The organism is Saliniramus sp., assembly GCF_035311605.1.
Taxonomy (GTDB): Bacteria; Pseudomonadota; Alphaproteobacteria; order Rhizobiales; family Beijerinckiaceae; genus Saliniramus.
The window spans coordinates 1-8,766 of sequence record NZ_DATGCW010000214.1 but is presented as its reverse complement, the minus strand read 5'-3'; the positions used below and the strand labels follow the sequence as shown (position 1 = coordinate 8,766).

Here is an 8,766-nt window from a genome sequence, read left to right as displayed (position 1 = left end):
CGCTCCCCGAGAACGCGTCTCGACGGCAGGGCCAGCGTGAATTCGTTGCGTATGAGGCCTCCGCGATCGACTCGCGTGGAGCGCGCGCCAAAGCCACGAATGCTCCCTGACGATCCGAGGACGAGCTGGTCGTCGGCATAAAGCGGCGCGGTGGTAAACTGCCCCGATACCGTCGTCTGCCAGATTCCGAGATCCTCAAAACCGCGCACGTATTGCGCGAAACCATCGAACTTCCAGAGTTGCGCGCGCGGCGTATCCGGCATCAGGATGTCAGGATCGCGCGTCGCATTGAACAAGGTGAGCCCCCGACTGATACCGAAGCCCGTATTGAACTGCTGTCGCTCGCCCGGCGTCGCGCTACGCGTCAGCCCGAGTCGGGCGACAGTGAATTTCTGCGGCGTCAACTGCGTTTCATTGACGAAACGATCGCCGCGGCGAATGTCGAGACGCGTGTCGAAGCTCAGACTGCGCCGTGCATTGCGCACGAGTTCGCGGTCATATCGCACGGACAGGACGCTGTTTTGCGTGAATAGCCCGGCGAAGGGCGTGATCTGCTGGTAGGATTCCGAGTAGCTGCCATCAATGCTGAAGCGCGATTGCCGCCACGGCACCACGATCCCCGCCGAGATTTCATTGGAATTCTCGCCGCCCGCAACCGTAAAGCGCCAGGAATCGTTGACACCGACCAGATTGTCCTTGGCCAGATCGAAGCGCAATCGCTGGCTGATCGTGCGCCCCGACCCGGTCAGCGCCATGGCATTGCGCTCATAGCCAAAATCGAGGCGGAAGGCGTCTTCCGGATTGTTCTCGATGACGACGACGGACGTCGCTGGCTCATCGCCGGGCTCGAGACGTGCCCGGGCACGCCCGGAGGCGACGGAGTTGATGCGCTCGATCCCCTGCTGGATATCCTCGATATCGAGCACCTCGCCCGGCGCAATGGCAAAGCTCGCAAGGGTCTTCGCTCCAGGCCGCCGCGCGCCGTCGATGATCTGGAAGCGGTCGAGCGGATCGTCGATGATGCCGAACAGGGCCGAGATATTGCCGAGGAAATCCCAGGGCCCCTGCGAACCCGCGATCGCCTCGCGCGCATGGCCGAAGCGAGCGCTGAAGCCGCGCCCGGCAATGCCCTGATCCTCGCGATAGTGGATCGCGGCGATGCGGCCGGGTATCACGTCGATGAGCAGGCTGCCGCTGGCGCGAATATCCTGCTCGGGCAGATAGCCCTGCGTGGTGATCAGCCCGGCTTCGGCATGGGCTTCGTTGATCGCACCGACCACGGCCTGCGCGACTTTCATGCCGACGCAATCTGCCGCATGCGGCGCAATCGCAGCACGGATTGTCTCACGCGGGATCAGGAATTCGCCGGCGATCACGATCGTCGCGACCGGGAAGCACTGCCCGGCATCAGGGCTGTCCAGTGTCTGCGTGGTGATGACGATGGGCTCGTCAGCGGCCCCGGCGACCATCTCGGCCTCCGCAAGCGCAGCTTTCGGCATCGCGAGCAGCGCCAGGCAGGCGGCGAGACGCAAGGCGGAACGCGGCTGGCGAAGCGCGTCTCTCTCGCACGCATTCTTCATGGCAACCAATCCGCGAACAGGCCGATGCGCTGCGCCGCCACGCCGCCTCTCGGCACGCGGTTTTCGAGACGATCGAACCCGGCCGTCGCCGCAACGCCGACGGAGCCATTGATTTCTCCGGCCATGACGCGAACGGGCAGCGTGCTTCGAAGCAGCACTTCGCCGCCCGAACTCATGATCGTCCCACCTTTCGGATCCTGCGCGAAGACGGCGCGCGGACCAAAGAACAGGCTGTGCAGACCGATGGGCAGATTCGTCACCGACGGCAGGAAACGCGCCTCGGTGGAAATGAACGGCGCATCGAGCTCCATATTGCCGAGGGCGAGGAGCGAGCCGGCATCGTTACGGATCGACTCGGTCGCAGTGATTTCGAGCCCTGCTGCCGCGCTGATCGCGCCGCCCAGAACGTCCGCCGTGGAAAAGCCGCGCGACCAGCAGACGATGCGGCAGCGCTTGATCAGCGAGAACGACCCCGATGGTGCAGCCAGATTGTGCACCCGCGCAGCGTTGATGATCGCAGGGCCGTCTAGCGCGAAGATATTGCCGCTGTTGAAGATATCCGGGGCGTTGATGCGAATGCTCTCGCCGGCGATGCTCGCGATTTCGCCGGGGATGGCAGCGCGCCCGAAATCCCGGCTCACCCGGACGGTCCGCGGTCGCCCGAAGAAAAAGGAGAACAGGCCGCGCGGACGGTGAAGGATCTGGACACGCGGACTGCGCGGTGCACTGACGCGGGTGACGTTGTCGATCCGGCTCGAAGCCTCCAGATCAATCGTCGCATTGGCCAGAAGCCGGGCATTGTCGTTGCGAATCCGATCGGCTCGCGCATGAAGGTTACCATCGGAGGCGAAGACGATGGTGAGACGGTCGGCGCTCTCACCGACAAGATTGATCGCATCCGATGCCAGCAGTGTCACGCCGCCCTGCGAATCCGGATCGGTGCCGGACCGACTCACCCCGGTCACCCGACCCGTGATCGCGATATCCCCCAGATCCGCCCGCAGCGTGACGGCACCTGACAGCGATTCGACCCGCGCCTCGCGCTCCGGCGCATTGAGGATGGCGATGTCGCGCGCGCGGATGGCAAGATCGCGCTCGGCGCGTACCGTGCCGCCGTCGAGCCGCACCTGCCCCTGGCTGTCGATGGCGAATTCGCCGATCGAGGCGAACCCCGCACCCGCGAAGGATACGCCGGCACCCTCGGCCGAGACGGCGACCGAAATCCGGCTCGCCGTCAGCGAACCGCGTGGCGTGACGTCGACCAATACGGAGCCGTCCGCCCCCGGCAGATCCGTGCGCGCGACATAGGGCGATGTCGTCGTACCGGGGATGACGCTCGAATCATGGCTCAGTTCGGCATTTCCGGCTACAAGCGCGATATCGGCGAAGGGGCTGGTATTCTCGTTGAGCACCGCCCCTTCGATGCGCAACCGCCCGGCGGCGAGTTGCAGGCTCGTCATCGCCCCTGAAAGCCCTTCGGGCCCGATCAGGATGTCGGCATCCGGGTCGGTTGTCGTCACCACGTTCGTCTGCCCGCCCGAGACTTCGAGGCGCGCCGGGCCGGCATTCAGGGTCACGCCGCCGGTATTGATGAAACGACCGCCATCGACGGTGATTCCATTGGGATTGGCCAGTATGAAATGCGCGCGCGTGCCGAGCACTTCCAGCGGCCCGCTGATCACGGAGCGGTTGGCCGAGGTCACCTCGGAGAGGATGGTCCGCGCACCGATGAGGCGATTGTCGAGATCGACGCCGGCGGTGCCCACCGAGAAATCCGTGAAGCTGTTGCGGCTGATATCGCCCGCCCCGGCGGGGGCGATCCCCACGGTGGCGCGCCCGCTGCCATCGATGGTCACGGTCGTGGCGGTGCCGCCATCGGGCACAACCTGCCCTGATGCAGGCGGTGCCGCGAGTGCAGCGATCATCGAAAGGCCGAAGCCCAGCGCTGGCCTGAAATCCGGATTCATGAGCTGCGCTCACGCAGGGCCTGGAAGGCGGCGGTAAAGCCGATGAGGGAGACGTCGAGATCAACGGGCTCGTCGCGCGCGGTCCAGATCCGGAACCGCGCCGTCAGTCCGGCGCGAAACGCTTGCAGGATCTTTCCTTCGAGGGGAAAGCCGGCATGGCAACCGGATGGATCGCAGGTCTCGTAGAGGATGCCGACCGGCGGCCGCTCATCAACGCGCAGCTCGATCCCCGGTGCGAGGTAACCGCGCAACGGTACCGAGACGATCGCCACATAGCTGCCCGGCGCATCCCCCGGCAATCCGGTCAGCAGGAAAACCGTCTGGCCACTCTCCGCGACGGCGAGGCGTTGGCTGATGCGGCAATCCTGGGAGGCTCCTTGCGCCTGCGAGGCTTCGTCAGCATCAGCGCTGGCATCCTGCGCCTCAGCCGTCCGGCAAACCAGCTCCCAATCATCGAAGCGCCGGGTCTCGACTGAAGCCTGCGCCGGGTCAGGCGTACAGGCGAGAGCGAACACGAGACCAAACAGGGGCAACGCCAAAGCAATGCGGATTGCCGCGCATCGCGCAATCGCGCGCGCAGCGCCGTCGTCAGCCGGAGCGCGCGCGATGCCGGGGCCAGCTTCGACCCTGCGGAGAAACAGCGCATATGCCTTCATCTGAAAAATCGACCCATTCGAGTAGCACAATCAAAGCTGGCATTCTCAGGGTCGGATAGACGACGGAGGCGGATTCCTCAACCCCATGCCACTAAAAATAAACTGATTATCATTTTAAGTTGCATGCCCACACATCGCTTTCTCGCGATGCGTCACACCGCTCCGCTTTTGGGGTGAAGCCGTTCCGGTCGACCAGATACGACGCCACGCAAGGTACCGGTGCTGGGCCGGAGCGCGAGCTGCCCCGGCCGCGTCCTTGCGATCACGGAATCGGGATTTCGCCCACTGCCTTGGGGACGTGGTAGCCCTTTTGTACCGCCGGGCGGTTGGCAATCTCGGTGTACCAGCGCTTCACGTTCGGAAATTGCGCGAGATCGATCTGCTGCCACTCATAGCGCGAGATCCACGGCCAGGTGGCCATATCCGCAATCGAATAATCACCGGCGAGATAGGCGTTGTCGGCGAGGCGCTTGTCGAGCACGCCATACAGCCGCGCCGCTTCCTTCGCGAAACGCTCCTCGGCATAGGGCGCCTTTCCCGGGTTGAACTTGAGGAAATGGTGTACCTGGCCGAGCATAGGGCCGGCACCACCCATCTGCCACATCAGCCATTCGATCACACGGTAGCGCGCCTCGCCCTCACGCGGCAGGAACTTGCCGGCCTTGTCCGCGAGATAGATCATGATCGCGCCCGATTCCATCAGCGCCATACCGTTATCCTGATCAACGATGGCCGGGATCTTGTTGTTGGGGCTGATCTTCAGAAATTCCGGTGCGAACTGGTCGTCATTGCCGATGTTGATGGCGTGTGCCGAGTAGGGCATGCGCAGCTCTTCGAGCAGGATCGAGACCTTGCGCCCGTTCGGCGTCGTCCACGTGTAGAGATCGATCATGCGTGGCTTCCTTCCCTGTTCTGATTGTCGCAGCCACGATAACACGATGCGCGCCGGGACGGAGGCAGGCCCGCGCAAGTTCCGGTTTGCCGGAATGCCGATGCGGCAAACAGGATCAGGCGATCCGGCTCAAGCCGCGCTTCTCGAAGACGGCATTGATTCCCTCCACCAGCAATTCCTGGACAGTCGTCTCCTCGTCGAAGCCGATGCGCTTGAGCTGCCTGAGCGCTTCCGGCTCAAGATAGACGGTGGCGACGCGCTTGCCCTCCCGGGTCTTCGCCACCGGATATTTGCGCTTGGCTTCAGGTTCTGCTGCGGGAACCGGGGAAGCAGGCAAGCCGGGAGCCGACGCTGCAGAGACCTCGGCGGTTGCTGCTGCGGTATCTTCGTCTTCGACGAGTTTCGGCCCGCGGGCCCCGAACAGACTGGCGCGCTTGCTCATGGTTCAGTCTCCCTTTTGATCCGGCCAAGCGCACGTTACGCGCTTTTGCGCATCTTCGAGCCGGGAAGGCGCGAATCCAGCTCGATTTCCTTGCAGGCCCATGCGTAGATGTCGCGCAGCTCGCCTGCAGCCTTGCCGAAGGGCTCGAACTCCATCGCGGTGCGCCCGTCGATCACGCTGTGCGAGAAAGCGACGCGCTGATGCAGCACGAAGGGCGCGACCCGGCGACCATCTGCCTCTAGGCCCAGCCGCGATTCCTCAACCAACGGTGAGCGTACCGGCGCAGACGAAAGCAGCACCCAGGCCGGGCGCCGCGCGAGATCAGCCAGATCGCAGGTCGCGGCGATAGCATCAAGATCGAAGGCGGCGGGCCGGCAGGGGATCAGGATCAGATCCGCCGCACGCGCTGCCATCAAGGATGCCCTGTCAGCATTCGGCGCGGTGTCGATGACGAGCAGATCGGCGCCGTTGTTCTTCGCCGCCTCCGTTAGAAACGGCAGACGCTCGGCATGATCCCCGACGACTTCCGGCTCCTCGCGGCGCTTGTCCGCCCATTTTCGGGCCGTAGCCTGCGGGTCGAGATCGATCACCGCTGACCGATGACCGGCGAGATGTGCGCAGACCGCGAGATGGACCGCGAGCGTCGTCTTGCCGGCGCCCCCTTTCTGGGAAATGATCGCTATTGTCTTCATGTCTTCACGCTGGCTGGAGGACCTGCCCACATGCCTCCGTGCAGACAGCTTTGCGAATCGCATTGCCGGAAAGCGCGACAGCAGTGGGATACACATAGTCTTTCCGGTTCGTTGATTCGGAGCAAGAGCGTTCGCACCGTGAATGCGTCCCGGGCGTAATTCCGTGTGGATGAGGGCGGCACCTGTCTGCCCGACACGTTTGGAACAAATTAAGAATCAAATAGCGGGGCAATGTTGTCGAGATGACTTTCAAGGCGTGGCGCAAGTGTAGCAAGAAGCAATTGTTTCAAATTATTGTCAGAAAAAAACAGAAACTTAATAAATACTCACTTTGAATCAGATTTAATTGCAAAATAAGCAATTTAAAGAAATGATATAAATTGTCTCAATTCAGCGTATTTTCACCAAAGATTGAATTTTGCGATTATGCAATCTTTGATTTCGTGAACAAAAATCAAACGCAACCCGCTTGGATTGTCGGATTTTGACGGAATCGGCGCTGATCGCCGCGCATCGCAGTCGTCGCATCGCGGGCGACACATCGAAACCGGCAGGAAGGCTCATCCCGGAGCGCGCCTCCCCCCGAAGGCGCCGCCTTCCCGGAGCGTGAGCGTCACGAGCGCCAGCCAGATCACCCCGAAACAGAGATACGTCGCTGGCGTCGCGACCTGCCCGTAATAAACATACGATACCACCAGCTGCGTCGTCGGGAGGACGAACTGCAATGCGCCCATATTGAAGGCGCCGAGCCTGCGCGCAGCAAATGCGAACATGACGAGCGGTGCGAGCGAGACGATTCCGGCCGTCACCAGCCAGGGATAGGCGAGCAACTGCGAGGCAGCCGGGGCGTACGCGCCGAAATCAATCCTGATCGAGGCCAGAGCCAGCAGCATCGCGAGAACGGCGGTCTCGACGAAGAGGCCCTCGATCGGCGACAGGGGCGTGCGCTTCTTCAAGAGCGTATATCCGCCCCAGCTGGCCCCGATGGTCCAGTAGACCCAGTGCTCCAGCCTGCCCGCCGTCATCACCAGGGTGACGAGAGCGAGCAGGATGATCGCGATGCAGGCGATCCGTGGGCCGGTTCGCGGCTCGGCGAGAAAGAACAGCCCCGTCAGCATCACGAAGACCGGCGCGAGAAGATAGCCGAGGCCGCTCTCGATCACCGCCCCCTGCAGCGATGCCTGGATGAAGGTACCCCAGTTGATCGCCACAAGGATGGCCGCCGCCACGTGGAGCCCCACGACGCGCCCCGACAACCGCCGCAGCGAATCGTTCCCGCGCATGACGAACCAGCCGACGATCAGACCGAGCAGGATGAACGAGAACGCGATCCGCCAGATGACCAGAACGACGGGCGAAAGCCCGACGAACAGATGCCAGTAGATCGACGAAGCGCCGAGGATGAAATTGGCCAGAAAGGCCATCGCAAAAGGGAGAAAGATACGCGCGGTCATGTCAGATCCGCCAGTTCGCGCCTGTCAGAATGTCGCCATCCGAAAGATGTGTGCGACCGGTTACGGAGGAGTTGTCGAAGCGCGAGAGGCCGAAACATGCCAGATGCTCGGGGATCCGACCGGTTTCTGCGGCCTCGACCAAGCCGACGCCCAGCGCCGGTGCGAACTTGAATCCATGGCCGGAGAGCCCGCCTGCAAAGAGCTCATGCGGACCGCTCCAATCGAGAACATGGTTTTCATCCGTTGAATTTGTGAAATAGCAACCCTTACTGCGCGAGTGCATCAGCCGGGAGCCTGTAATTTTTGATAGCGCACCGCATATGTCTTCTACATAGGAGAGTGGGCTTTCATCTGCCGCATGGCCCGGCTCTAGCGGGAGAACCGGATAGTTGTGCCAACCGACTTTTATTTCACGCGGACCAGTGCGCATTCCATAAAGAACGCGCCCATCATAGCCTTGCAGCAGAAAGGCTTTTTCGAAGAGAGGTGAGCCGCCATCATGCTCAAACCAGTGACAATACACGCGTGCAGAGGTTAGGTGCCGTCCCGCGAGCGGATCATGTGCAAGCCAAGGACCGATACAACGAATAACGATCGTTTCAGCTTCGCGGGGTGTCGACACGGGCGCATTTTCGAGGATCGTCGCGCCCGAGTTGCGGCAATACATCTTCAGGGCCGCGAGCGCTTCATCGGCCCGCAGAATGCCGCCAGCCGCCTCCTCCAGAACGACGTTGTCAGCGGCATCACCGGCCAGAAGCGTACGACGCTCGTCGCGCAACCGGTTGACTTCAAGCCCGTGGGTCCTTGCGGCGGCTTCAACGCCGGCAATCAGCGCGCAGTTTTGTGAGCCCGCATAATAGATGCCACTCATATCCAGTATTTTTTTCGGAGACCTGCGATAGCCATTCCCATAGCTCGGCGGAAGTATGCGCCAGCGAAACATTGAGGTGGCCCCCATTCGTCGGACAGGTTTGCGGCCTGGATAAGCTGGTATCGGGTTTTGGTTTTCAAGCCGCAAGTTGAAGTAGGGGGTCAGCCTGATCCGGGGTTAACCCCGGATCAGGCTGGGCGCCGTTTTGACCA

General features: G+C 62.3%; 8 protein-coding genes. All 8 read right to left on the bottom strand.

Annotated features, from left to right (window positions below):
- The coding region (locus VKP01_RS09700) for a ShlB/FhaC/HecB family hemolysin secretion/activation protein (protein ID WP_324411946.1) at positions 1 to 1,580 on the bottom strand (1,580 nt) is incomplete at its 3' end.
- Positions 1,577 to 3,547: a filamentous hemagglutinin N-terminal domain-containing protein gene (locus VKP01_RS09695; RefSeq protein WP_324411945.1), complete on the bottom strand. Its 1,971-nt coding sequence runs from the start codon at positions 3,545 to 3,547 to the stop codon at positions 1,577 to 1,579. The genes VKP01_RS09700 and VKP01_RS09695, both read right to left, overlap by 4 nt.
- The gene (locus VKP01_RS09690) at positions 3,544 to 4,203 is read right to left on the bottom strand and encodes an invasion associated locus B family protein (protein ID WP_324411944.1); all 660 of its coding nucleotides are present in this window, start codon (positions 4,201 to 4,203) and stop codon (positions 3,544 to 3,546) included. Before VKP01_RS09690 ends, VKP01_RS09695 begins: the two co-directional genes overlap by 4 nt.
- A gap of 262 nt (positions 4,204 to 4,465) precedes the next feature.
- Complete coding sequence (locus VKP01_RS09685; RefSeq protein WP_324411943.1) at positions 4,466 to 5,095, bottom strand: glutathione S-transferase N-terminal domain-containing protein; 630 nt, start codon at positions 5,093 to 5,095, stop codon at positions 4,466 to 4,468.
- Between the two features lie 115 nt (positions 5,096 to 5,210).
- Entirely contained in the window at positions 5,211 to 5,537 is a 327-nt protein-coding gene (locus tag VKP01_RS09680; protein WP_324411942.1) for a ribbon-helix-helix domain-containing protein, read from the bottom strand.
- A gap of 35 nt (positions 5,538 to 5,572) precedes the next feature.
- A complete protein-coding gene (locus VKP01_RS09675; protein WP_324411941.1) occupies positions 5,573 to 6,229 on the bottom strand; it encodes a ParA family protein in 657 nt (218 codons plus the stop codon).
- 560 nt (positions 6,230 to 6,789) lie between these two features.
- Entirely contained in the window at positions 6,790 to 7,683 is an 894-nt protein-coding gene (locus tag VKP01_RS09670; RefSeq protein WP_324411940.1) for a hypothetical protein, read from the bottom strand.
- Between the two features lies 1 nt (position 7,684).
- On the bottom strand, positions 7,685 to 8,554 hold the full coding sequence (locus VKP01_RS09665) for an FAD-dependent oxidoreductase (protein ID WP_324411939.1): 870 nt from the start codon (positions 8,552 to 8,554) through the stop codon (positions 7,685 to 7,687).
- Between the last annotated feature and the right edge of the window lie 212 nt (positions 8,555 to 8,766).